The 22,581-nt window shown below is 60.7% G+C and carries 18 protein-coding genes and 1 pseudogene; 12 read left to right on the forward strand and 7 right to left on the reverse strand.

Annotation, left to right across the window (positions count from 1 at the left end; genetic code table 11):
- Positions 1 to 16 precede the first annotated feature (16 nt).
- From QMK58_RS15295 to QMK58_RS15320, 6 genes are all read right to left on the reverse strand, one after another.
- On the reverse strand, positions 17 to 790 hold the full coding sequence (locus tag QMK58_RS15295; protein ID WP_320394940.1) for an ABC transporter ATP-binding protein: 774 nt from the start codon (positions 788 to 790) through the stop codon (positions 17 to 19).
- A 204-nt stretch (positions 791 to 994) separates the two neighbouring features.
- Positions 995 to 2,251, reverse strand: coding sequence for an MFS transporter (locus QMK58_RS15300; protein WP_320394941.1), 1,257 nt, complete (start codon positions 2,249 to 2,251; stop codon positions 995 to 997).
- 59 nt (positions 2,252 to 2,310) lie between these two features.
- Positions 2,311 to 3,672 (reverse strand): outer membrane beta-barrel protein, encoded by a 1,362-nt coding sequence (locus QMK58_RS15305; RefSeq protein ID WP_320394942.1) that lies wholly within the window; start codon positions 3,670 to 3,672, stop codon positions 2,311 to 2,313.
- 67 nt (positions 3,673 to 3,739) lie between these two features.
- Positions 3,740 to 5,359, reverse strand: coding sequence for a bifunctional 3-(3-hydroxy-phenyl)propionate/3-hydroxycinnamic acid hydroxylase (locus QMK58_RS15310; RefSeq protein ID WP_320394943.1), 1,620 nt, complete (start codon positions 5,357 to 5,359; stop codon positions 3,740 to 3,742).
- A gap of 104 nt (positions 5,360 to 5,463) precedes the next feature.
- Positions 5,464 to 6,384, reverse strand: a complete 921-nt coding sequence (locus QMK58_RS15315) for a VOC family protein (protein WP_320394944.1) — start codon at positions 6,382 to 6,384, stop codon at positions 5,464 to 5,466.
- A 79-nt stretch (positions 6,385 to 6,463) separates the two neighbouring features.
- Positions 6,464 to 7,297, reverse strand: coding sequence for a fumarylacetoacetate hydrolase family protein (locus QMK58_RS15320; protein ID WP_320394945.1), 834 nt, complete (start codon positions 7,295 to 7,297; stop codon positions 6,464 to 6,466).
- 176 nt (positions 7,298 to 7,473) lie between these two features.
- Here QMK58_RS15320 and QMK58_RS15325 point away from each other — a divergent pair, with 176 nt between their 5' ends.
- Positions 7,474 to 8,175, forward strand: a complete 702-nt coding sequence (locus QMK58_RS15325) for a GntR family transcriptional regulator (protein WP_320394946.1) — start codon at positions 7,474 to 7,476, stop codon at positions 8,173 to 8,175.
- A gap of 100 nt (positions 8,176 to 8,275) precedes the next feature.
- On the opposite strand, the gene QMK58_RS15330 is transcribed toward QMK58_RS15325, so the two are convergent.
- A complete protein-coding gene (locus QMK58_RS15330; protein WP_320394947.1) occupies positions 8,276 to 10,036 on the reverse strand; it encodes an acyl-CoA dehydrogenase C-terminal domain-containing protein in 1,761 nt (586 codons plus the stop codon).
- Positions 10,037 to 10,184: 148 nt separating this feature from the next.
- On the opposite strand from QMK58_RS15330, the gene QMK58_RS15335 reads away from it, so the two are divergent.
- The 11 genes and pseudogenes from QMK58_RS15335 (at position 10,185) to QMK58_RS28965 (ending at position 22,556) form a co-directional block, all read left to right on the forward strand.
- A complete protein-coding gene (locus QMK58_RS15335; RefSeq protein WP_320394948.1) occupies positions 10,185 to 11,414 on the forward strand; it encodes an acyl-CoA dehydrogenase family protein in 1,230 nt (409 codons plus the stop codon).
- A 36-nt stretch (positions 11,415 to 11,450) separates the two neighbouring features.
- Positions 11,451 to 11,960 carry a flavin reductase family protein gene (locus tag QMK58_RS15340; RefSeq protein ID WP_320394949.1) on the forward strand — a complete coding sequence of 170 codons (510 nt, stop codon included), beginning with the start codon at positions 11,451 to 11,453 and terminating at the stop codon, positions 11,958 to 11,960.
- Positions 11,961 to 12,062: 102 nt separating this feature from the next.
- Positions 12,063 to 12,992: a VOC family protein gene (locus QMK58_RS15345; RefSeq protein WP_320394950.1), complete on the forward strand. Its 930-nt coding sequence runs from the start codon at positions 12,063 to 12,065 to the stop codon at positions 12,990 to 12,992.
- Between the two features lie 28 nt (positions 12,993 to 13,020).
- Positions 13,021 to 13,887, forward strand: coding sequence for a fumarylacetoacetate hydrolase family protein (locus QMK58_RS15350; RefSeq protein ID WP_320394951.1), 867 nt, complete (start codon positions 13,021 to 13,023; stop codon positions 13,885 to 13,887).
- Between the two features lie 68 nt (positions 13,888 to 13,955).
- Positions 13,956 to 14,891: a 3-keto-5-aminohexanoate cleavage protein gene (locus QMK58_RS15355; protein ID WP_320394952.1), complete on the forward strand. Its 936-nt coding sequence runs from the start codon at positions 13,956 to 13,958 to the stop codon at positions 14,889 to 14,891.
- A gap of 169 nt (positions 14,892 to 15,060) precedes the next feature.
- A complete protein-coding gene (locus QMK58_RS15360; RefSeq protein ID WP_320394953.1) occupies positions 15,061 to 16,254 on the forward strand; it encodes an OmpP1/FadL family transporter in 1,194 nt (397 codons plus the stop codon).
- A 121-nt stretch (positions 16,255 to 16,375) separates the two neighbouring features.
- The gene (locus QMK58_RS15365; RefSeq protein WP_150766297.1) at positions 16,376 to 17,107 is read left to right on the forward strand and encodes a TetR/AcrR family transcriptional regulator; all 732 of its coding nucleotides are present in this window, start codon (positions 16,376 to 16,378) and stop codon (positions 17,105 to 17,107) included.
- A 462-nt stretch (positions 17,108 to 17,569) separates the two neighbouring features.
- A complete protein-coding gene (locus tag QMK58_RS15370) occupies positions 17,570 to 18,787 on the forward strand; it encodes an MFS transporter (RefSeq protein ID WP_320394954.1) in 1,218 nt (405 codons plus the stop codon).
- Positions 18,788 to 18,941: 154 nt separating this feature from the next.
- On the forward strand, positions 18,942 to 20,309 hold the full coding sequence (locus QMK58_RS15375) for a carbohydrate porin (protein ID WP_320394955.1): 1,368 nt from the start codon (positions 18,942 to 18,944) through the stop codon (positions 20,307 to 20,309).
- Between the two features lie 1,161 nt (positions 20,310 to 21,470).
- A pseudogene (locus QMK58_RS28960) lies at positions 21,471 to 21,692 on the forward strand (HAMP domain-containing protein); the annotation flags it as partial.
- A complete protein-coding gene (locus tag QMK58_RS28965) occupies positions 21,687 to 22,556 on the forward strand; it encodes a methyl-accepting chemotaxis protein (RefSeq protein ID WP_413817429.1) in 870 nt (289 codons plus the stop codon). The pseudogene QMK58_RS28960 and the gene QMK58_RS28965, both read left to right, overlap by 6 nt.
- Positions 22,557 to 22,581: the final 25 nt, after the last annotated feature.

A 22,581-nucleotide genomic window follows, 5' to 3' on the forward strand; every position in this document is an offset into this window, starting at 1 on the left:
GGCGGGCAAGCTGCTCTTAGTCGTGCCAGCAGCGATACCAGCCGTTTTTCTCGCTGATGTGCAGCGACGTTTGATAGAGGTCCGAGAGGTGTGCGCTGGTCAATAGTTCCGTTTTGGGGCCGTCGGCAACAATCTGCCCCTGCTTGACGAGCACCACGCGCTCGATTTCCGGAATGATCTCGTCAACGTGGTGGGTGGTGATGAGCAACGACCGGCCCTCACTGCAAAAGCCACGCAGCAACGTCAGCATGGCCAGGCTCGCGCCCATGTCCAGGCCGTTGGCCGGCTCATCGAAAATCAGTGCCTGGGGTTGGTGCACCAGCGCTCGAGCCAGCAGCAGGCGTCTTTTCTGGCCGGTGGAAAGGCGTTGAAACATGCAGGATTCGTCCTGCGAAATCCCCAGGCTCGCCATCATGGCGCGCGCCTGCTCGAGCTGAAGCGCGGTCGGCTGCAAATGGTCATGACGGCCGATGGCGCCGAAAAAACCGGAAACCACAACGTCCAGGGCGCTGGTGTAGGGCGTGTAATCCTCTTGCAAGTCCTGGGACACGAAGCCGATCCTGTTGCGCAGTTGCCACAGGTTCAGGGTCTCACTGCCGAACAGTTTCAGGTAACTGCCGTCCTGGGCGACGGGGTAGAGTTCCCTGTTGATCAGTTTAAGCAGAGTGCTTTTACCCGCGCCGTTGGGGCCGAGAATCGCCACGCGCTCCTGCGGCCCGATCTTCAGGGAGAGTTGGTTGAGCACTCGGGTCTGTTGTTGGTAGGCGGTGACTTGGTGAAGTTCGATCATGTGGAAAACCTTGCAGAGAAAGTGTTGGTGCTTGCGGTGATGCTAATGCCGCCTTCGCTGACAAGCCTCATGCGGATTGTTTGGCACCCCACAAATCTGTAGGAGCCGGCTTGCTGGCGATAGCGTTGGTGAAGCTGATGCCGCCTTCGCTGGCAAAACGGATCGCCGCACCGCAGCTCCTACAGTGTTGATCTTCAGTGGTTTTTAAACGCTGTCAATGCCCTCGGCGGCAGGCGCGTTCGTTCTGGCCGGGGCGGTTTCGCGCAGGCAGGTGGCGACCAGCAGCCCGACGATCACGGCACCGAGTGCCAGGTACATCGTGTTTTCAATGCCGTGATGCTGGGCGATATAGCCCGCGATGGCCGGCGCGATGCCGCCCCCAAAAATCTCGCCGATGCCCACCACGAGGCCGGTGGCGGTGGAGGTCAGCGCCGTTGGAACGGATTCGCTGGTGAGTGGCCCAACGGTCATGCAGATCATGCTGAAGTTGAAAAAAATCGTCAGGAACAGCAGAGCGAACAACTTCATCGGTTCGGCGCCGGTGCCCATCAGCAGCCACAGGAACACGCCGGTGGCGATGAACGAAATCAGCACCACCGGTTTACGTCCGATGCGGTCGGACACGGCTGGCATGATCAACTGCCCAAGAAAACCACCCAGGCCGATGGCCGACATCACAAAGCCCATCTGCTGCACGTTCAGGTGCAGATAGTCCATCAGGTAGTTGGGCATCATCACGCTGATGACGAACAGGCAGGTGAGCATGCAGAACATGCCGACGATGTTCAGCCATACATTGCGAAAGCGCAGGGCATCTAGCCAGCTCGGTTGGACGGTGGCTGCATGGGCTTGGTTATTCACCGGCGCGACGGTGCGGGTTTCCCGCAGGTAGCGGTACATCGCCAGGGCCAGCAGGAACCCCGGTAGCGACACAATCACGAATACCCAGCGCCACGACGGCACCACCAGCAACAACTGGGTAGCGAGGATTGGCGCGAGGCCCAGACCCAGGATCGGGAAAAAGGCCTGCTGGATGCCGATGTTCATGCCGCGCCGCGTCGGGTGCGAAGACTCCGCCGTGGCCGCCAGTGCCGTTGGCGTAAAGGCGCCTTCGGAGATGCCCATGATCGCCCGAATCAGCATCAAACCGCCGATACCGGTGGCCAGCCCGGAAAGCCCCGCGAGCAACGAGAACACCAGGACGGCCGGGATCAGTACTTTACGGCGTCCGATTCGATCCGACAGTCGCCCCATAAAAATCGAAGAAATACCCCACGCCAGCCCTAGGATGGCGGTCACACTTCCCAAGTCCTGATAGTTCAGACCGAGGTCTTTCATCATCACAGGGAACAGCGGCAGGATAATGAAGCGATCCAGACCCACCAGGCCGAAACCCAGCGCGAGCAGGGCCACCGCTTTGAACTCGTAGCGAACATCCCACGCGTGTTTATTGTTGTTCATGGTTGTTACTCGGATGGAGTTGAGGGAGGCAGCCGCATCAGCACCCGGCTGCCAGGGGCTTAGAAATAAACCAGTGCTTCGACCAGTCCGGTCAATTGCGTGCGGTCGCGACCAGCGCCAAACGGGTGATCGTCGGCATTGCCATCGAACACGTCGTAACGCAGTTCCGGACGCAGCGAGATGTACTTGTTCAGGTCGTAACGCAGGCCGGCGGTGACGGCGTTGAAGTTGCCGCGGGCGGTGGAGGCGGGCAGCAGGATGAAACCGTCAGGGTCGGCAAAATGCTCGGCGCGTACCGAGTACGAAAGGTCCGGTCGTTGCTGGTAAGTGAGCACTGCGTTGGCGCCCCACCAATGCGCGCCATCGAAACCGGGGCCGTTGATGATGTCGACGGTTGTGGCTTTGCCGTCGCCGTCCTGATGGCCGTAGACCGCTTCGGCGCCCATCGACCAGTTCGAGTCAAAGCGGTGCCAGCCGTTGAGCGAGTGCTGCTGCTTGAATTGACCGTCTGCCGAGACCAGGCGCGAGGTCGGCGCCTGCACATCGCTGAAACTGTCGTTCTGTTCATCGCCGAGGATGAACTCGTAGTCGATCCAGGTCTGCATGTCGGCAGTGCGCCATCGCACGGCACCCATCAGCGATTTGCTGTCGTTGTTGTCGCGCAGGTTGTTCCAGCCCTGCACTACGCCCAGTTCCACACCGAGAATGCCTGACTCGCCGTTGTACAGGCGCGTTCCGATCTGAACGCCGCCAACCGTGCCGGGCTCGCTGACGAAGGCGTAGGTCTTGCTGGCAAACGGGTTACGCGCGGCACGGATGTTCGGCGGGATTTCATAGCCGAGCGCCGGGCCGAAGACGCCGGCCATGGCCGTGATGCCGGGGCCGTAAGGCAGATACGCGGTCGCGGCGATGTTGGGAACGGCGAGGAATTTCTGTTTGTCACGTTGGGCCTTGGCCAAGTCGTCGTCGCCTGGCGAGTTGACGTCCCAATGCATGTCCCAGCCTTGCGTACGGGCGAATTGCGCATTGCGGCCGTAGTTCATTTCGAAGGTGAAGCCGAAGGACGCTTCGGTTGGCGCCGGGCCGGGCAGGGGTGTGATACGCGGGATCATGTTGCCCTTGAGTGCCTTGTCGACGAACAGGTGCAGGCCGCCCCATTCCAGGCCTTCGTCGGCGAAACCCACCAGTGGCAGGTTGCTCAGGCCATCCTGGCGCTCGTCATGGGTCGAGCGGTTGTTGCGCGAATAGCCAACGTCAAACAGACCGGAGACCGTTATTCCGTAGTTCTTTTCCAGGGTGTCGCCGAACAGGCTGCGAAACAGCGTGCCTTCTCCGGTTCCAATGTTTTCTGCCGCATGAGTGTTGAGCGTCGCGAAGGCGGCCAGAACCGCACCAAGCGTTTTCACCTTGATGTTGTGCATTGTCTGTCTCTTGTTTTTGTTGTCAGAGTTTTGAAGGGGGGGCGTCCGTGCCCCCGGAAACTCGCTGTCAGACGTGGCAGGCCCTGGTGTCATTGACGAGGGATTGTTGGCCGACGTTCTGTTGCAATTGGTGGCTCAGGGAAGTGAGCAGCTTTGGCAGCGCCGACAACTCGGCCACGCCGCCGTAGCAGTAGTAGTCCGGACGCACAACGAGGACCTTGAGCCCGGCCTCGGCCATGAATTGCAAGTACTTGCCGGAGACGTCGCGGTAAATGCCCTTTGCGCTGTCGGCTTGCGGCGCGAGTCGCACGACTTGCAGGCCGTAGTCACGGATGAAGTTCAGTTGCTGCGCATCAAGTAGCGCCAGTGGGTCTTCGTCGCCACGCACCAGGAGGTGAAAGCCGCGTTGAATGACGTCGTCGTAGCGGCTGACCTTGCCATCGATTTCAATCGAGCCGTGTACCCCGAGAATGCCGCGCAATTGACCGTCCTCTTGCAAAAGTCCATCGGTCAGACCGGGGAACGGTGGCAGTGGTGCAACGTTGCCGCTCAAATACGCCGCGTCACGCTCGGCGGCCTTCACGGGGTCAGACACGCAGACCACTTTGCCCATGGCCATGGAGGCTTCGATCACCGCGCGGATCTGCGGTCTGCGCTCCAGGGTGTAGCTGTCCAGCAAGCTGTTGTCGGCCAGACCGCGCAGCAGCAGGTCCAGGCGCCAGGACAGGTTCCACGCATCGCGAATCCCCGAGCACATGCCCTGGCCCATGAACGGTGGCATCACGTGCGCGGCATCACCGGCCAGCATCACCCGGCCGCTGTGCCAGTTCGAGGCGATGCGCGAGCGGAACTGATAGACCGCATGGCGTACCAGGTCGGCGGTGTCCGGGGCGACCCAACGCGACAGCAGCGACCAGACCTTGTCGGAGTCCTGCAGGTCTTCGATGGTTTCGTGAGGCAGGCGCATGAATTCCCAGCGGCGATAGCCGGGGCCACCCGGTACCATGGTTGTCGGGCGTTCGGGGTTACACCACTGGCCGATGTCTGGCACATCCAGTTCCACACCAGGCTTGGGCTGCAGGTCGACCACCAGCCAGTCTTCCTGGAAGCCCAGGTCTTGCCACTCAATGCCCAGCGACTGACGTACGAAGCTGTTGGCGCCGTCGGCACCGATCACATAGCGGGCGCGGACGCTTTGCTGCTCCTGACCCAATGAAAACTTGCCGTCCTCACGAATCACTCGATTGAGCACCATGTCGCAACCATCGGCGTCCTGCTTGAGCGCGGTGGCTTCCCAGCCCTGATGAATCTGCACGTTGCCGATGCTTTTGGCCTTGCGGTCCAGGGCGGCTTCCAGTGACGGCTGGTTGAACAGATAGCCGAACGGCCCGTCGCTGATGGATTCGGCTGACCAGTCGATTTCCACCAGTACTTTCCAGTCGGCGTTGAACCACTGATAGCGCGCCGAAGGCTGGGAGATTTTTGCCAGCTCTTCACCCAGCCCCATGGAGAGGAAAACGCGGCGAATTTCATGATCGTAGAAAACTGCGCGCGGCAGGGGATAAAGCGCTGGCCAGCGTTCGAATACGGCGACCGAATAGCCCATCTGGCCCAACAGAATGGCCAGGGTCTGGCCTACGGGACCGTAACCGGCAATGGCGACATCGACTGTGGTGTGCTGATTCATGACTGTACCTCGTGTACTTCTCAATGATTTCCGGACATGGCCGGACCCGTCGCGCGTTTCATTTGAATCGCGCGATGCAGGAAGTCAGTTTCGTTAGAGGTGGCTCAGGTCGGTGCCGGAGCGTGCGCTTCAGTGTTGAAGATGAAGTTGTCCGGGACGTCCGGGCCCCAGAGGTACAGGGAATTTTCCGGTGGGTAATCGCCGGCCGGCCATTCGCTGCCTTCAGAGATGTAGTCCATGTCTGCCGAGTATTCGCAGAAGGAACCCCAAGGGTCCTGCACGTAATGGAAGTAGTTCGATCCCAGGCAATGACGGCCCGTGCCCCAGCCCTTGGTGTGTCCGGCCACGGCCATCTGCGATGCGCCGGAGCCGACTTCGTCGATGCTGTCGACTTCCCATGCCGCGTGGTGCCAGCCCTTGGCACTGCTCTTGGCGAACGCCACCAGGTGATGATCGCAGCCGTGAGCGGCGTGACTGAAGGCGATGATGTCCAGCGATTTGTCCGAGAGCTTCAGGCCCAGCGCCTGTCCATAGAAGTGCAGGGCGCCGAGCACATCCGGCGTGAACAGCAACACGTGAGACAAGCGGCGAGGGCGGACCTGCGGCAGGCCGTCGCGTGTTGTTGCGCCGCGGCTATTGGCGGGTGTGTCGCTGCTGTGGTGAGGCGTCTTCTGGTCGGGCATGGTCTTTTCGCCCACCTTGACCTGCAACAGATTGCCGTCCGGGTCACGAAACCAGATGCCGTCGCCGATGCGGTCTTCAAAACGGCCGCCTGCGCTTTCGATCTGCTGGCGCAGCGCGGCGAAGTCCTGTTCGTAGCAATTGAAGCTGAGGTAGGCCAGGGACTTGGAGGCGGCAGGCAGGATTTTCGCCCACACATGCCCGTCCGCTGCCCGCAGTAGAAGTTGCTCCGGGCCACGCTCGACATCAAGGCCGAAGCTTGCAAAGAACTGGCAGGCTTCATCCAGGGACGGAACGTTCAGCGCGTAGTGATCGATTGAATGCACACCATGGGACTGGCTCATGAATGCCTCCATTTTAATTATTGTAATTGTAGCGCGCAGGGCTTGAGGGCGGCCCTGCGCGAGGTTTCAACCGGTGTTGTCAGGCTTCGTCGACCACCGGGTTGACCAGCTTGCCGATGCCCTCGATGGACACTTCGACTACGTCGCCGGCCTTCAGGTACACCTTTGGATTCATGCCGAAACCAACGCCGGCCGGGGTGCCGCTGACAATTACGTCACCGGCTTCCAGGGTCACCGCTTCGCTCAGGGTGGAAATGATGGTCGCCACGTCGAACAGCATGTCGTCGGTGTTGGCCGATTGCACGACCTTGCCGTTGACCCGGGTTTCCAGCAGCAGGCCCTTGCCACCTGCCGGCAATTCGTCGGCGGTCACCAGCACCGGACCGAATGCGCCGGTGTCATCGAAGTTTTTGCCGACCGTCCACTGTGGCGAGATGAACTGGTAGTCACGTACCGAGCCTTCGTTGAACAGCGCGTAACCAGCTACGTGGTCCAGCGCATCTTCCTTGCGGATGTGGCGGCCGCCGCTTTTAAGCACCACCGCCATTTCGCCTTCGTAATCGAGGGTATCGGAAACACGAGGGCGAATCAGAGGCTTGTTGTGGGCCGTCAGACTTGAGTTCCAGCGCGGGAACAGGGTCGGGTAGCTCGGTTGAGCGTAAGGCGATTCCTTGGTGTGGTCGGCATAGTTCAAGCCTACGCAGACGATCTTGGTCGGACGCGCCAGCAATGGCAGGTAGGCGTCTTCAGCGATCTCAACCAAAGCACCATCAGCCTGGGCACCGTGGGTGGTCAGGTCGACGCCGCGGGCCAGCAGGGACTCAAGAGACTCGGCACCTAGTACGCGTACACCGTCGGCAGTGACGACACCCAGGACAGGTTGACCTTGATTGAGGAAGCGAACGTAGCGCATGACGAATTCTCTAGTTGGATTGGAAAAGGGTCGGTGGTGAAAAGCAGCCGACCGCGTAGTCACTAAGCTAAAACCAATAAAATATATCGTCAACAAAAATATATATTTTTATGAATGTGATAAAATTCACCGTCTGTGTATGATTCATCAGGACAAAAGGCGTAAAGGAGTCGACCGTGAGTTCCCCACAGATCAACTGGCAACCCGCAGACGTCGCGGAAAAGCGCACCATGGCCTCGCAGCTTGAAGCCCGTATTCGCCAGGACATCATCAACGGTCACCTGGCTCCTGGCAGCCGCCTGCGGCTCAAGGAACTGGCCGATGCCTACGACGTCGGTGTCATTCCCCTGCGCGAAGCCTTGTCGCGCCTGGCCAGCAGTGGCTTCGTCTCGGCGGCGGATCAGAAAGGCTTCAGCGTCGGGCGCATTTCCGCAGCGGAAATCGCTGATATCACTGCTGCACGGTTACACATTGAATGCAAAGCGCTGGCCGATTCCATTCGTTTGGGGGACGTGGAGTGGGAGAGTCGGGTTCTGGCCGCGCATCACCGGCTTGATCGCCTCACCATCGTCGAAGGCCCGGAGCGCCTGCTCAAGCCGGAATGGGAAAACGCCCACGAACTGTTCCATCAGGCGCTGATTTCAAGCTGCAATTCGCCAACACTTCTGCGCTTGTGTGCGTCCCTGCGGGACCAGACCGCACGTTATCGTTTCTTGTCGATGCACTATGCCGACAGCAGCGAGCGTGATGTGCCCGGTGAACACCGCCAACTGATGGATGCCGCGTTGGCCAAAGATATCGACAAGGCGTGCGAGTTACTGGCCAGTCACTATCAGACCACGACCGATTCGGTACTCAAGCACGCACTGCTCGGATAGCGGTGATGACATCTCGCTCAAGCGGCTATTTTTCAGCATAGGCAAGCGACGCCTCACCAAGGCGTCGGCATTGTCTGATTGAGCGAAGTGATTCCATTCTTTAGAAGTGTTCCTCACCCAAACAGAACAGATCTCTGCTCCCGGCTCGAATCGAGGTGTCCAGGCTTTCGATACGAGGCAGCAAACGGCTGAAGAAAAACGCCGCAGTGGCCTGTTTTGCCTGATGAGGGGGACTGTGGTCAATGGCCGCCTGGTCCATGCGTGCCCACATGTAGGCGTAAGCCACGTAGCCGAACAACTGGAGATATTCCACGCAGGAACTGCCTAGCAGGTTGGCGTCCACCTTGGCCTGTTGCATCAACCAGTCGCTCAACGCTTCAAGACGCCGGGTGGCAGCAACCAGTTCGGCGCCGTAGGGCCTGTGCTGTTGCTGCGCGAACTGCACAATTTCCTCGGTGAATACCCGCAGCGCCTTGCCACCGTTGCAGACGACTTTGCGCCCAAGCAGGTCGAGGGCCTGAATGCCGTTGGTGCCTTCGTAGATCTGCGCAATGCGCACATCGCGCACCAGTTGCTCCTGGCCCCATTCACGGATGTAGCCGTGGCCGCCGAATATTTGCTGGCCAAGAACGCAACTGTCGAACCCGGTGTCGGTGAAAAATGCCTTAGCCACCGGCGTCAGTAGCGCCACCAGTTGAGTGGCGCGCTGCTGTTCTTCGCCCTGGTCGGAAAACTTTGCCAGGTCCAGTTGCTGCCCGACATAGCAGGCAAAGGCGCGCCCCCCTTCGGTCATGGCCTTCATGGTGAGCAGCATGCGGCGCACGTCGGGGTGAACGATGATCGGGTCGGCTATCTTGCCGGTAGCCACCGGCCCGGCAGGCGCACGGCTTTGCAGGCGGTCGCGGGCATAGGCGCGGGCATTCTGGTAGGACGCTTCGGCGCAACCCAGGCCTTGGATACCGATGGACAGGCGTTCGTAGTTCATCATGGTGAACATCGCCGCCAGTCCCTTGTTTTCCTCGCCGATCAACCAGCCTTGCGCCCCGTCGAAGTTCATCACGCAGGTGGCCGAGGCCTTGATGCCCATCTTGTGTTCGATGGAGCCGCAGCTGACGGCGTTGGGTTCGCCCAGTGAGCCGTCGTCATTGACCAGTCGCTTGGGCACCAGGAACAGCGAAATGCCTTTTGGCCCCACCGGTGCATCCGGCAGCTTGGCCAGCACCAGGTGGATGATGTTCTCGGTGAGGTCCTGCTCGCCGCCGGTAATGAAAATCTTGCTGCCGCTGATGCGGTAACTGCCATCGGCCTGGACCTGCGCCCGGGTTCGGATCAGGCCCAGGTCAGTGCCGGCGTGTGCTTCAGTCAGGCACATGGAACCGGCCCAACGACCCTCGTACATGGGCGGCAAATAGCGGCTTTTCAGTGCTTCGCTGGCATGGGCATCGATGGCCAGGCAGGCGCCGGAACTCAAGGCCGAATACAACGCAAAGCTGCAGTTGGCGGCGTAGAGCATCTCTTCGAAACAGACCGCCAGCATCTTCGGCATGCCCATGCCGCCGAACCGGGGGTTGCCGCTCAGGCCGACCCAACCGCCCTCGGCATAAGTCGCATAAGCCTCCTTGAAGCCGCAAGGCGTACGCACCTGTCCTTGCTCCCAATGCGCGCCTTCTTCATCGCCGCTGCGGTTGAGCGGGGCGAGCAGGCCGGCGGTGAGCTTGCCAGCCTCGTCGAGAATCGCGTCGGCGGTGTGCCCGTCGATGGTGTCTGCCAGGGCCGGCAGGCGTGCCCATAGTGCCGGTGCGCAAAAGACCTCGTTGAGCAGGAATCGCATGTCGGTCAAGGGGGCATTGAATTCGGGCATTGCTGAACCTCGGCGGTGATGGGGAAAAATAATTTCTGAAAACTATTGATGACTTTATCAAATATGATGAATATATCAATAACTCGCGCCGGGCCAGTTCAGCTCCGGGCATGAGCACCACAAAAACAATCAAAAGCAGGATGAAGTCATGAATGCGAAATACGCAGAACACACCGTGCAAGCTGTCGACACCGCGGCTGGCAAAGGCCTCGCCTTGCAGGACTACGCTCGTTCGCTGATCCCCACCTTGAAGGCCCGCAGCAAAGACACCGCGGCCCTTGGACGGCTACCCGCCGAAACCATCGCTGACCTGGAAGCCGGCGGCCTGCTGAGCATGACCACCCCGCGCCGGTTCGGCGGTGAGGCGGTGTCAGTGCGCACCTTCCTCAATGTGGTGGCGGAACTGGGTCGGGCCGATGCGGGGGTGGCCTGGGTCACGGCGCTGACCAACGTCACCACCTGGTGCGCGGCTACCTTCTTTGGTGCCGAGGCCGCCGAGGAAGTCTTCGGTGGCGCCAAGCCGGCACGGGTGACCGGCGTGCTGTCGCCGCGCAAGGCGGTGGTGAAGAAAGTCGAAGGCGGTTACCTGATCGAAGAGGGGCTGTGGGGGTTCAACTCCGGTATCTACCACGCCACCTGGGACATGCTCGGCATCCCACTGGTCGACGCCACCGGCAAAGTTGTGGACCAGGGCGTCGCGCTGATTCCCGTCGAGCAGATCGAGATTCTCAACGACTGGAATGTGATCGGCATCAGCGGCAGCGGCAGTTCCAGCGTGTCGGTGAAGAACGTGTTCGTGCCGAACGCGCGCATCGGCTCGGTGACCAGGGCCATCGAGGGCGACTACCCGTCCAGTCACCTGGCGGATGAGCCGCTGTTCCAGACCGCCTGCATGCCGATGCTGGCAATCATCCTGGCCTTCCCGGCGTTGGGCCTGGGCGTGGCGGCGCTGGAAACCTTCCTGGAAACCCTGCCACGTCGCAGCATTCAATATTCCTGGTACGCCAAACAATCCGAGGCGCCCATCACCCACCTGCAAGTGGGCGAAGCCTCGGCCAAGATCGACGCCGCCCGCGCCATTCTCGAACGCCACGCCGATGCCATGGATGCTGGCGCCGCCTCCGGCGTCTACATGGATTTCCTCGAACGCGCCAAGGTCCGTCGTGACGTCGGCTATGCGGAAAAGCTGATCTGGGAAGCGGTCGATATGCTCGCGTCGGCCTCCGGTGGCTCGCTGGCCTCAGCCAACAACCCGATGACCAAAATCTGGCAGGACGCGCGGATTGCCTCCCTGCACGGCATCGTCACGCCGAACACCAACTTCGAAACCTATGGCCGGATTCTCTGCGGCATGACGCCTGGCACCCCGTTTATCTAAGCGGCGTTTCACCGGTATCAATGAGGAGTCCTGGTTATGCAAGTCAGCGAAGTTGATGCGCGGTCCTTTCGCCGCGTAATGGGCAAGTTCGCCACCGGCGTCACGGTGGTCAGTTTCATCCACGAGGGTCAGCCCACGGGGATGACCGCCAATGCATTCATGTCGTTGTCGGTCGACCCGCCCATGGTGTTGATTGCCGTGCGTACCCAGGCGCGTTTTGCCAGCAGCATCAAGGCCGGCGATGCCTTCGGCATCAGCTTTTTGCGCGAGGAACATGAAGGGCTGAGCAGCCATTTCGGCGGTCGTCCCGACCCGGAGCACAGCCCTGTGTTCAGTGACCTCGGGGCGGCACCTGTGCTGGAAGGTGCGCTGGTACAACTCGCGGTACGGGCCAATGCCGTGCATGTCGGCGGCGACCACTTGATCTACACCGCCGATGTCGAGGCCCTGGAAGAGTCAGACGGGCGTCCGTTGCTGTTTTTCTCCGGCGCCTACAAGCAATTGCACGCCCTCGATCCGGCCACCTGCTGGTTCGATCTGGGCTAACTGAAAGATCCTTGAGTCCTGTGCTGCCGCGGGCGCGGTAGTGGTTAATCGCGCCCTTTTTTTGACGATCCACGGGTTGAACAACAATAAAAGGAGCACCACATGATTGCCATACGTGACATCGCCTACGTGCGCTATCAGGTTCCCGACCTTGATGCGCAGGCCAGTTTCCTCGGTGATTTTGGCCTGCTCGAACAGGAGCAAACCGCAACCTCGCTGCAGATGGCCAGCTACGGCGGAGGTTATCCGGCCTACATCGCCGAACGCGGGCCGAACAAGGCCCTGGGTGTCGGCTACCGGGTATCCAGCCTGGACGATCTGCACCGTGTAGCGGCGCAATTCGATGTGCCTGTGCGCACCAATGAAGAACTCGGTGCGGGTTCCATCGTGACGCTTCACGACCCCGATAGCGGGCGCCTGGACCTGCTGTTCGGCGGTGATGTGATCAGCCCACGCCCGGTGCGTGCGGCACTGCAGCTCAATACCGCTGACCAGCGTCGCCGTGTCGGCACCACCAACCGGGTAGCAGTGCGGGCCTCCCATGTCATGCGTCTGGGCCACGTCGTACTGAAGACCGTCAACTTCCCGGCCATGTTCGCCTTCTATCAGGACGTGCTCGGCCTGCGGGTATCCGACAGCTACTACGGTGGCGTGCCGGGCAATACCGTCGCGGCCTTCATGCACTGCGGCCTGGGTGACGAGTTTACCGATCACCACACCGTCGCCTTGCTCAACCTCGGCGCGACGGAACCCGGGTTCGACCATTGCGCTTTTGAGGTCCTGGACTGGGACGACCTGTCCTGTGGCAACCAGTACCTGACGCAGCGCCAGCACCGTCACTCCTGGGGAATTGGCCGGCACGTGCAGGGCAGCCAGGTGTTCGACTACTGGCTGGACCCGGCCGGCAACAAGATCGAGCACTGGACCGATGGCGACCTGGTCAACGACGCCACCCCGGTCAGCCACGAGCCACTGACACCCGATGCGCTGTCCCAGTGGGCGCCGCCGTTGAATCCCGACTTTCTCAGCTAAGCCACCTATTGAACAAGGAACATCCTCCATGAAACTCGCTCGCTACAGCTACAACGGCACCACTTCCATCGGCCGCGTCGACGGTGATCGCGTGATCGACCTGGCGTCACTGTTGCCCGCCGATGCTGCCGACGTGGCCGCGGTACTGGCCTTGCCGCAAGTGCTGGCCGCCGCTGCCCACCTGGTCGCCACCCCTGAAAACAGCATTGCCCTGGATCAGGTGCGCCTGCTGGCCCCCATCCTGCGTCCGGGAAAATTCATGTGCCTGGGCATGAACTACAAAGACCACGAAGAAGAAGCGCGTCGCCTGGGTGTGCCCATTCCGACCTCGCAAGTCTGGTTCAGCAAGCAGATCACCTGCATCACCGGGCCCTACCACGACGTGCATTTCCCGCAAGTGGTCGAACGCCTCGACTACGAAGCCGAAATGGGCGTGGTCATCGGCAAGGGCGGGCGCCGCATCAGCGAGGCGGATGCCTTGCAACACGTGGCTGGCTACTTCGTCGCCAACGACGTCAGCGCCCGTGACTGGCAGGCCAAAAGCCCGACCTGGACCCTGGGCAAATCCTTCGACACCCATGGCCCGATCGGCCCGTGGATCGTCACCGCCGACGAGATCGCCGACCCGCAACAACTCACCGTCAGCCTCAGCGTCAACGGTGAGCGTCGCCAGCATTCGTCCACTGAACTGATGATTTACAGCGTCGCGAAGCAGATTGCCTACCTCAGCGAAGTGATGACCCTGGAGCCTGGCGACATCCTGATCACCGGCACCCCGGCGGGCGTCGGCATCGCCATGCAGCCCCCAACCTTCCTGCAGGTGGGCGATGTGGTGCGTGTGGAAATCGAAGGCATCGGCCATATCCAGAACACCATCGTCGCCGAGCCCCGTTGAAACATGGCCGGCCGGCGCACATCGCCGGCCGTTCCCATGCCTGAATAACAACAAGAAGGTCCTCCGCCATGGCTGCACACAGCAAGAAAATCATTATCACCTGCGCTATCACCGGTTCCATTCATACCCCGTCGATGTCGCCGTATCTGCCGATCACCCCGGAGCAGATCGCCCGTTCCGCCATAGAAGCCGCTGAGGCGGGAGCTGCGGTTGTGCACCTGCATGCCCGTGATCCGCACAACGGTTTCCCCAGCCAGGACCCGGCCCTGTACGAGCAGTTCCTGCCGCAGATCAAGCGCGAGTCGAATGTGGTGATCAACCTCACCACGGGTGGCTCGCCGACCATGAGCGTGGAAGAACGCATCGAACCGGCCATGCGCTTCAAGCCGGAGGTGGCCTCGCTGAACATGGGCTCGATGAACTTCGGCATGTACGAGCTGTTGCAGCGCTACAAGGAGTTCCAGCATGACTGGGAGCAGCCGTACCTGGCCAGCAGCGACGAACGCATCTTCCGCAATACCTTCAAGGACATTGCGCAAATCCTAACGGCCTGCAGCGAGCAGGGCACCCGTTTTGAAATCGAGTGTTATGACATCGGCCATCTGTACACCGCCGCGCATTTCCGTGAGCGACTGCTGGTAAAGGACCCGCTGTTCATCCAGTCGGTGTTCGGCATCCGTGGCGGCATCGGTACCCACCCCGAAGACGTCGCCCACATGAAACGCACCGCCGACCGCCTGTTCGGCGACACCTACAACTGGTCGGTGCTCGGCGTCGGCGCGCAGCAGCCACGCATCGCCACCCAGTCGTTGCTGCTGGGGGGCCATGTGCGCGTGGGCCTGGAAGACAACCTGTGGCTGGGCAAGGGCCGCCTGGCGCAGAGCAATGCCGAGCAGGTACGGGCCATCAGGGGCGTGATCGAGTCCCTGGGTTTCGAAGTGGCGACGGCCGAGGACGCCCGGCAAATCATGCAGCTCAAAGGGCGTGACAACGTCGCTTTCTAAGCGCCGCGCCACCGCTACCCAGCCCCTTCAAGGAACCCGCCACAACTGCCGCGAACAGCGGCAGCGGACCCGTGCGCGCCGCATTTGGCAGAAGCCTGCCCATCCGCGCCACGGCCCTACGGCTTCACCCAACCATGCCAATAAAAATAATAGTCATACGGGAGTTTCAATGAACATCAACCTTGCGTTGAACACCAGGGCCTTGCGTCGTTCGCTGACCGGCGTCGGCCTGCTGCTGTGCGGCACTCAAGCCTGCCAGGCGATGAACTTCAACAGCCCCACCTCCGCCAGTATCGAGTCGGCGCAGATGGGTGGCGCCTCCATGGCCTTCCCCCAGTCAAGCATGATCGCCAGCGATAACCCCGCCGGCATGGCCGACCTGGGCAACCGCATCGACGGCGGCCTGCAGATGTTTTTCGGCAACTTTCACTCAAGCTTCGGCAACGAAAACAACAAGGACGATTTCAAGGTACGGGTGCCGATCCCCAGCGGCGGTTTCAACCATGTGCTGGACGAGCGCATGTCGGTCGGCATGTCGGTCTATTCCATTGGCTCCGGCTCCGATTACAGCCATGAAGCGGTACCGGGCATGGGCAATCCCGATGTGAAAACCAAGATCGCCTACGTCAATTTCGCCCCGACCCTGTCCTATAAAGTGACCCCGGATTTTGCCCTGGGCTTGTCCGTCCTGCTCGGCGTCCAGCAACTGCAAGCCCGCGGCCTGGTGGCACCCGGTCCCGATGGCAGCCTGGCGTTGTCACCCAGCCACGGCATCGCCACCACCACGGGCTACGGCTGGCGGGTAGGGGGCCTGTGGCACATCAACCCGTTGCTGAGTGTCGGCGCGTCTTACTCACCGAAAATGCGTTTTGGCGATGCCAAGGGCTACAAGGATGACCTGCTGGCGATTGCCGGTGGCCACCTGGACTTGCCTGAGCAATATGGCGTGGGGGTGGCGCTGCGCGTCACCCAGGATGTGACCCTGGCGCTTGACTACTTGCGCATTGGCTGGGGCGACGTGGGCTTCCTGAATAATCCCCAGGGTGCCGGCCTCAACAGTCAGGATGTGTACCGCGTGGGGGCTTCGTGGAACGCCAGCAAAACATTCACCCTGCGCGCCGGTTTCAAGCACGCCAGCGAGGCCGTGGACTCAGATCATACGGCGGCCAACTACTACTCGCCCGGCATCCTCAATGACTCGGTCTCCGCCGGTTTCACCTATCACCTGCCCGAGCAGACCGATATCTCCCTGGGCTATGAATACCACTTGCCCGACACCCTGCACGGTACCGGGCCCAGCACCGGCAGCAACATCGACGCGCACTATTCGCAAGTTCTGTTGGGCATTGGCATGAAGTTCTAAGCGATAAAGCTGCGCCACTCTCAACCGTGGCGCAGCAGCGCGAGTGCCGGCAGGGTCCCGGGTGGGCGGGGCTGGTAGAGTCGGTTATCCTTGCTCCCCTAACGCCCAGTCGGTACCGGTAATGAACGAAAAGGCCATCCCCACCCCAAAGCGTCCCAAAGCCGACGCTACGCTTGCCAAAAAAGCGCCGGCACAGAAAAAAGCCAAGGCCGCTGAACCATTGGCCGACGACACAGACGCACCACGCCAACCGCGCATCAACGAAAAAGCCCGCCTGCGCACGCGCAACAAATTGCTGCGTGCCGCGCGCTCGGTGATGGGGCGCAAAGGCATCGAAGCGACCGCCATCAATGACATTACCGAGGAGGCCGAGCTCTCTTTCGGCTCCTTCTACAATTACTTCTCCAGCAAGGAAGAAGTCGCCCGGGCGGTGTTCATCGAAGACGCCCTCGCCATGATTGCCGAGCTCGACGCGGGGAACGCCGCGGATGCGGGCATCGCCGAACGGGTAGGGGTCAACATCCGCCGTACCATCCACCGCGGCCTCACCGATCCGGTCTGGGGCTGGTTCCTGGTGCACTCCATGTACAGCATCAACGACATGATCTCGACCATGGGTAATCCCCTGGCGCGGGATATCCTGATCGGCAACAACGAAGGGGCGTTCGACGTCGTCGACATCGACTCCACCGTGGACTGCATCATTGGCGGCATGCTGTTCCTGTTGCGCAAGATCCTTGAGGGTGGTCGTCCGGTCAGTGCTGTAGAAAGCATGGTGCAGTACATCTTGCGCGGGATGGGGGTTGCTCATGATGAGGTCGACAGGATTATTCATATTGATCTCAGTGTCTGACATCGTCAGCCAGGGTGCTGCGGCAGCAGGTAGGGACCTGAGCCAGGAATAGCTGGCTTCAACACCACAAAAGAACAGGCAATAGCGCCTGGAACCGAAAGGTTTCAGGCTTTTTTTTGTTTTTCAACGGTGATCAGCCTGGGTGGCACGGAGGGAATCGTCTCGATCATTGATCTGGTAAAGCGGCCATCTTCGAGTAGGCCGACCTGATTCGCCCACTGGAACCTTTCATTCGCTCGGATTAATGCGACCAAGGGTGAAGGGAATATCTCAACCACTGTTGATATAATTTGCGGGTGAACGTAGGCTCGTGAAGAAACGGCGATGCTCCAGCTGCAGGAGGCGGTATCGGCTGGACATGAAGGGAGCTTCAGCCCGTTACGCCGGTGTTTAAAACTGCGCGAGTCCGCCTACAGACGCCACGCCAGCTGGTTTTCCATAACAATAATAAGGACACATCACATGAAACGCTGGTCAGTACTCGTTGGATGCTTCCTGGGGATGAGCATCGCGCCGCCCGCCATTCTCCTGATTCCGCTGGGCCTGTTCATGAAGTCGGTCACCGCCGAGTTCGGCTGGTCGCGGACTGATTTCTCCATCATCATTTCCGCTGCATCTATCTGTAATGCCCTGGTGATGCCGCTCGCCGGCTACCTCGTCGACCGTTTTGGCGCACGCCGGGTCGCGCTGCTGGGCACGGTGCTGGGGTGTGGCAGCTATATGTGCCTGTCGCTGACCCATTCTTTCGGCGCTTTTGTTGCGATCACGGCGTTGAGTGTGGCCCTGGGCAATCTGGCGAGTTATCCGGCTTTCCTGTTTTTGACCCAGCGCTGGTTCGACAAGCACCTTGGGCTTGCCTTTGCCATTACCTCGTCGGGCCTGGCGGTGGGCACCGGCGGGTTCTCCTACCTGATTTCGCAAAACATCGTGTTGCACGGCTGGCGGGACGCTTTTGTGGTGGCCGGGGCGATTGCCCTGGTCATTGGCCTGGTCAATCTCGCGGTGTTTGTCCGTGACAACAAGGGGCCGATGCCCGAGGCAGAACGCCGCGGTGAGAAAACGCAGCCTGGTCAGGACGGTCTGACCCTGCGCAGTGCCATGGGGACGCGGGATTTCTGGCTGTATTCCCTGGCCTTTGTGCTGGTGCTGTTTGGCGCTGTCGGCGCAAGTTTTCACCTGCCTGCGATGCTCTCGGATTGGGGCGTATCCCCCGCGCAGATTGCCGGCATTGTTGCGGCCGGGTCTGTCGGGTCACTGTTTGGGCGGCTGTTCGGTGGTGCCTTGCTGGATCATTTGCACACCCGCACCGTGGCCGGGATCTTCCTCGCCTGCCAGTTCGTCGGTTTCCTGATGCTGATCGAAGGGCCGAATTGGGCGCTGGTCGCCAGCTTTCTGATCGGAGCAACCCAGGGCGCCGAGATCGATATCCTCGGTTATCTGATTGCCCGCCGATTTGGCCGGTTGGCTTACGCGCGGATCTTCGGCAGTGCCTTTTCGGTCACCCTGCTGGGCGCCATTATCGGCCCCATCGTGCTGGGCATGGTGTTTGATAAAAGCGGCTCCTATAACCTCGGCTTGATGCTGTTCCCGGTACTGCCGGTTCTGGCGTTCGGCTTGTTGTGCCTGTCTGCCAGGTCGCCGCAACAGACGTGGATGTCCACTGCGGCCAAAGTCACCTAGTTCGATCCATTCACTTCAGCTTCTGAATACAACAAAAATAAAAGGTAATTGTATGCGGCCCACCTCAATCGGGATGAACCGAATCCGTAGGCGTGCGCCCGAATTCATAAGGCTGACGCTGGCGGCATCCCTGGCACTCTGGGCAGCTCATGGCTTGAATGCTCGCGCTGAAACATCACCCAAGGAGCAGAATCTGGTCGGGCAGGTGGCCCCGGAACTGAAATTGCCGGCTGCGTCCCTTGAACCGGCAGCAGCGCAGAAATCACTGCCCGACAGTCAATTGCTTGGCCAAATCATCGAGCGTAAAAAACAGTTCGCGAAAATCGATGCCCTGGCGGAACACGGCCAACTGACCGAGTTGCCACCGCCGTCGGAAAGTATCCTCGGTGATGCCGGTGGACTGCGCAGTGATCTGGCTGAACACGGGATTGGCTTCAACATCCTCAACATGTCCAACTTTACCAATAACTACACGAATCACGACCGGCACAATCCGCAAGCCTACGGCGGCGAGCGTCCCACTTACTCGTCGAACCTGGTGGCCGGGTTTACCTATGACCTGGGGCAGGTTGGCCTGGAAAATGGCCAGTTCATCTTCGGGGTGGGCAGTTACTACTCCAGCTGGGACGAAGTGAATCCGTCTTCGAAATTCAGCTACACGCGTATCGCCTACTACCAGAGCCTGTGGGATAAAACTGTCGAATTCAAAATCGGTGTGTTGCCCAACGACCTGGAGTTCGTCGGCCCCTTCACTGGCGGTACGCTGGTGGGGGGAACCCAGGGTTTGCAGGCGCTTATCCCGTACCAGGTCGGCCTGAGCCACGCGCCTGTGTCCAGCCCGGCAGCCAACGTGACCTTGAACATGGGAAACTTTTATAACAAGTTCGGCGTGCAACGCAGTATCAGTCCCGACGGTATGGGGCCGGAAATTGACCGCCACCTGGGCGAACTCGACATGCACGTTGACCATGGCGGTGCGCTGTATATCGATGAGCTCGGCTTTAAACGCAACGCGACCCCGGGCACGCCCTATGCCTGGCTGCGTGCCGGTTATATCTACAACACCTCGGACTACACGCAGTTCTTGAGTAACGAGCGTAGCGACGACAACTACGCCGGTTACGTCCTCGGCGACTACCAGTTCTACCAGTTCGACAGCGCCATTGCCTCAAGGGGCCTATATGCCGGTTTTACCTGGATGTCTGCGCCAGAGGATCGCAACCTGTTTGACCTGTATTACGGCTTTCGCGTCTTCGCCAAAGGGCCCTTTGATTCGCGCCCGTTCGACATGTTGACCCTGGAATACGGGTATACCAGCTACAGCGACGATGCCAACGCCAAGCTCGACAAATTCCACGTGTCGAACGCCGACGATTCAAAGTCCACGACCCTTGCCTACAACATGCGTCTTGCTGCGGGAACCTATTTGCGTACGGGGCTCAGTTACGTCGAGCATCCAGCGTTCAGTCCCGACGTCAAGGATGCACTTAATCTGCAGGTCGGCATCACTTTGTTTTTTTGATGCCTGAAATCGGCTAAACACACGCCCGATCAGTCGAGCCGCTCGTGCAATGCGGTGGCTCGGCGGGCGAGTCCGGGGCTATCAGCAATTCAACTAGCGCGCATCATTATTGGCCATTGGCCGTCCCGCAGGCATACGGGATAGGCTCTAAACGCAAGCGGCGCAGAGCGTCGACAATCGAAGAACAACAAGAAGAATTCATATGCCAAGCGCGCCTTCGTGCTCCACGCCATATCCTCTTTGGTTCAGATTCGGCCGCCATGACCTCAATGGAACTTGCACTGTGCTGTCGTTGTGCGAAGGGGTGTCTCTATGATCGCGCGTGCCCTGGGCAATCTGTCAGTAGGCACCAAGCTGACCCTGGGTTTCGGTCTGGTGCTGTTGTCGACACTGGGCGTTGCCGCGACCGGGTTCTATGCCCTCAATGTGCTCGAAGCCCGGGCCGGGAAGATGAACGACGTCGCCACCGTCGAGTCGTTGCTGCTGCAGGCGCAGGTAGCGGTCAAGGCGTTCGGCCTGGAGCTGGCAGAGGACGAGGCGCACAAGGTTGCCCGCCTCACCGGCGAGCTGGTGACGTTGCTGGAAAAGTCCCGGGTGGAAACCGGGCAGGGCGGCTCCATGGACGCCGCGAAAATTTATCTCGCCCAGTTCGAGCGCTACGCCCAGGCCCAGCGCGATGCCCGCGAGGCGCGCCTGCGCATGCAACAGCTGGCGCAGGTGGTTGGCGAGCGATTCACCGTGGTCATGCTCGATCAACTCGACGCGGTCAATCTATTGGCCTCGCGGACTGAGCCAGCTGACTCGGTGCGCATGCTGCAGCTTGAACAAGCCTCCACGCTGCGTGACAAGCTGGCCAACCTGCGCGACAGCGAACTCTATTTCACGCTGCAGGGCAGCACCGAAGTACGCAACGCCTGGGAGGCGCGGGTAATCGAGTTGCGCTCGTATATGGAAAACCTCGAGCTGCGCCTTGAAGGTACGGAGCGCGAGTCCCTGGCCCAGGCACGTGCAGCGCTGGACGAATATCGCGCTGCATTCAACGGTTATGCCGCCAGTCGTGACCAGACCGGCGATAGCCAGTCCGCGATGAATGTCGCCGCCGACAAGGTCAGTGCATTGCTGGGCGCGGCTCGCGTCGCGCAGGTGCAGGCCTCGCAGTCGATGAGTCAGCGGGTATCGCGCCTGCTGGGTGGGATTGTGCTGTTGGCGCTGAGTTTTGGCTTCGGCGCCAGCCTGTTGATTCGCCACTTGATCCTGCAGCCGTTGCGTCAGGCGGTTGAGCTGACCCGGCGCGTGGCATCGGGCGATCTCAGCGCACAGGTCGATGCCGCTGGGCGCCGTGATGAGCTGGGGCAGTTGCTCGGCAGCGTTGGGCTCATGCTCGCCAGTCTGCGTGGGCTGATTGGCCGGATTGGCCAAGGTGTCGGACAGTTGAATCAGGCCGCCAACGGCCTGGTGCAGGTGACCGAGCGTACGCGTCAGGGTGTCGACTCCCAGCGCGAGGAAACCGAATTGGCGGCCACGGCGATGCAGCAGATGGCGGCTACCGCCCAGGACGTCGCGCGCAATACCAGCCAGACCCGCAACGCGGTCGAGCAGGCCAACAGTGAGGCGCGAAAAGGCGAGGAGCTGGTGCGTCAGGCGACGGCCAAGATTGGTCACCTGGCAGAGGAAATGAGTGGTTGCTCCGAGGCCATGGGCTTGCTGCTCAACGAGAGTGCGGCCATCGGCAAGGTGCTCGATGTGATCAAGGCCCTGGCCGAGCAGACCAATCTGCTGGCCCTTAATGCGGCGATTGAAGCAGCACGTGCCGGCGAAAACGGTCGTGGCTTCGCGGTGGTGGCCGACGAGGTACGCAACCTCGCCAGGCGCACACAAGCCTCTACCGACAGCATCGCCACCATTATCGAGCAACTGCGCAGTGTCGCCGAGCAGGCGGACAGTCGCCTGCAGGGAAGCCAGGTGCTGACCGGCGAAAGCGTAGTGCTTGCCGCGCAGGCCTCCCAGGCGCTGCAGGAAATCGCCGCAGCGGTGTCGACCGTGGAACAGATGAGTCAGCAGATCGCCGCGGCGGCTGAGCAGCAGAGTGCGGTGGCGGAACAGGTGGGCGAAAGCATGGCGCGGGTACGTACGGTCGCGGAGCAGAGCACCGCTGCCAGCGGGCTGCTGGAAGAATCGGTGCGCGGGCTGGAACAGGTGGGCGGTGCGCTCAACGCGGCGGTTGGCGGTTTTCGCACGACGACCTGAAACGGGCTCCTTTCTCGATCAATCA

Source organism: Pseudomonas sp. P8_241, from assembly GCF_034008315.1.
Lineage (GTDB): Bacteria > Pseudomonadota > Gammaproteobacteria > Pseudomonadales > Pseudomonadaceae > Aquipseudomonas.

What these genes read in the sequence shown, in the direction of transcription:
- QMK58_RS15345 (WP_320394950.1), top strand. Translation starts at nt 12,063, where the DNA reads ATGATTGCCATACGTGACATCGCCTACGTGCGCTATCAGGTTCCCGAC.
- QMK58_RS15370 (WP_320394954.1), top strand. Translation starts at nt 17,570, where the DNA reads ATGAAACGCTGGTCAGTACTCGTTGGATGCTTCCTGGGGATGAGCATC.
- QMK58_RS15350 (WP_320394951.1), top strand. Translation starts at nt 13,021, where the DNA reads ATGAAACTCGCTCGCTACAGCTACAACGGCACCACTTCCATCGGCCGC.
- QMK58_RS15365 (WP_150766297.1), top strand. Translation starts at nt 16,376, where the DNA reads ATGAACGAAAAGGCCATCCCCACCCCAAAGCGTCCCAAAGCCGACGCT.
- QMK58_RS15320 (WP_320394945.1), bottom strand. Translation starts at nt 7,297, where the DNA reads ATGCGCTACGTTCGCTTCCTCAATCAAGGTCAACCTGTCCTGGGTGTC.
- QMK58_RS15340 (WP_320394949.1), top strand. Translation starts at nt 11,451, where the DNA reads ATGCAAGTCAGCGAAGTTGATGCGCGGTCCTTTCGCCGCGTAATGGGC.
- QMK58_RS15300 (WP_320394941.1), bottom strand. Translation starts at nt 2,251, where the DNA reads ATGAACAACAATAAACACGCGTGGGATGTTCGCTACGAGTTCAAAGCG.
- QMK58_RS15310 (WP_320394943.1), bottom strand. Translation starts at nt 5,359, where the DNA reads ATGAATCAGCACACCACAGTCGATGTCGCCATTGCCGGTTACGGTCCC.
- QMK58_RS15360 (WP_320394953.1), top strand. Translation starts at nt 15,061, where the DNA reads ATGAACATCAACCTTGCGTTGAACACCAGGGCCTTGCGTCGTTCGCTG.
- QMK58_RS15295 (WP_320394940.1), bottom strand. Translation starts at nt 790, where the DNA reads ATGATCGAACTTCACCAAGTCACCGCCTACCAACAACAGACCCGAGTG.
- QMK58_RS28965 (WP_413817429.1), top strand. Translation starts at nt 21,687, where the DNA reads ATGCTCGCCAGTCTGCGTGGGCTGATTGGCCGGATTGGCCAAGGTGTC.
- QMK58_RS15330 (WP_320394947.1), bottom strand. Translation starts at nt 10,036, where the DNA reads ATGCCCGAATTCAATGCCCCCTTGACCGACATGCGATTCCTGCTCAAC.
- QMK58_RS15355 (WP_320394952.1), top strand. Translation starts at nt 13,956, where the DNA reads ATGGCTGCACACAGCAAGAAAATCATTATCACCTGCGCTATCACCGGT.
- QMK58_RS15305 (WP_320394942.1), bottom strand. Translation starts at nt 3,672, where the DNA reads ATGCACAACATCAAGGTGAAAACGCTTGGTGCGGTTCTGGCCGCCTTC.
- QMK58_RS15315 (WP_320394944.1), bottom strand. Translation starts at nt 6,384, where the DNA reads ATGAGCCAGTCCCATGGTGTGCATTCAATCGATCACTACGCGCTGAAC.
- QMK58_RS15335 (WP_320394948.1), top strand. Translation starts at nt 10,185, where the DNA reads ATGAATGCGAAATACGCAGAACACACCGTGCAAGCTGTCGACACCGCG.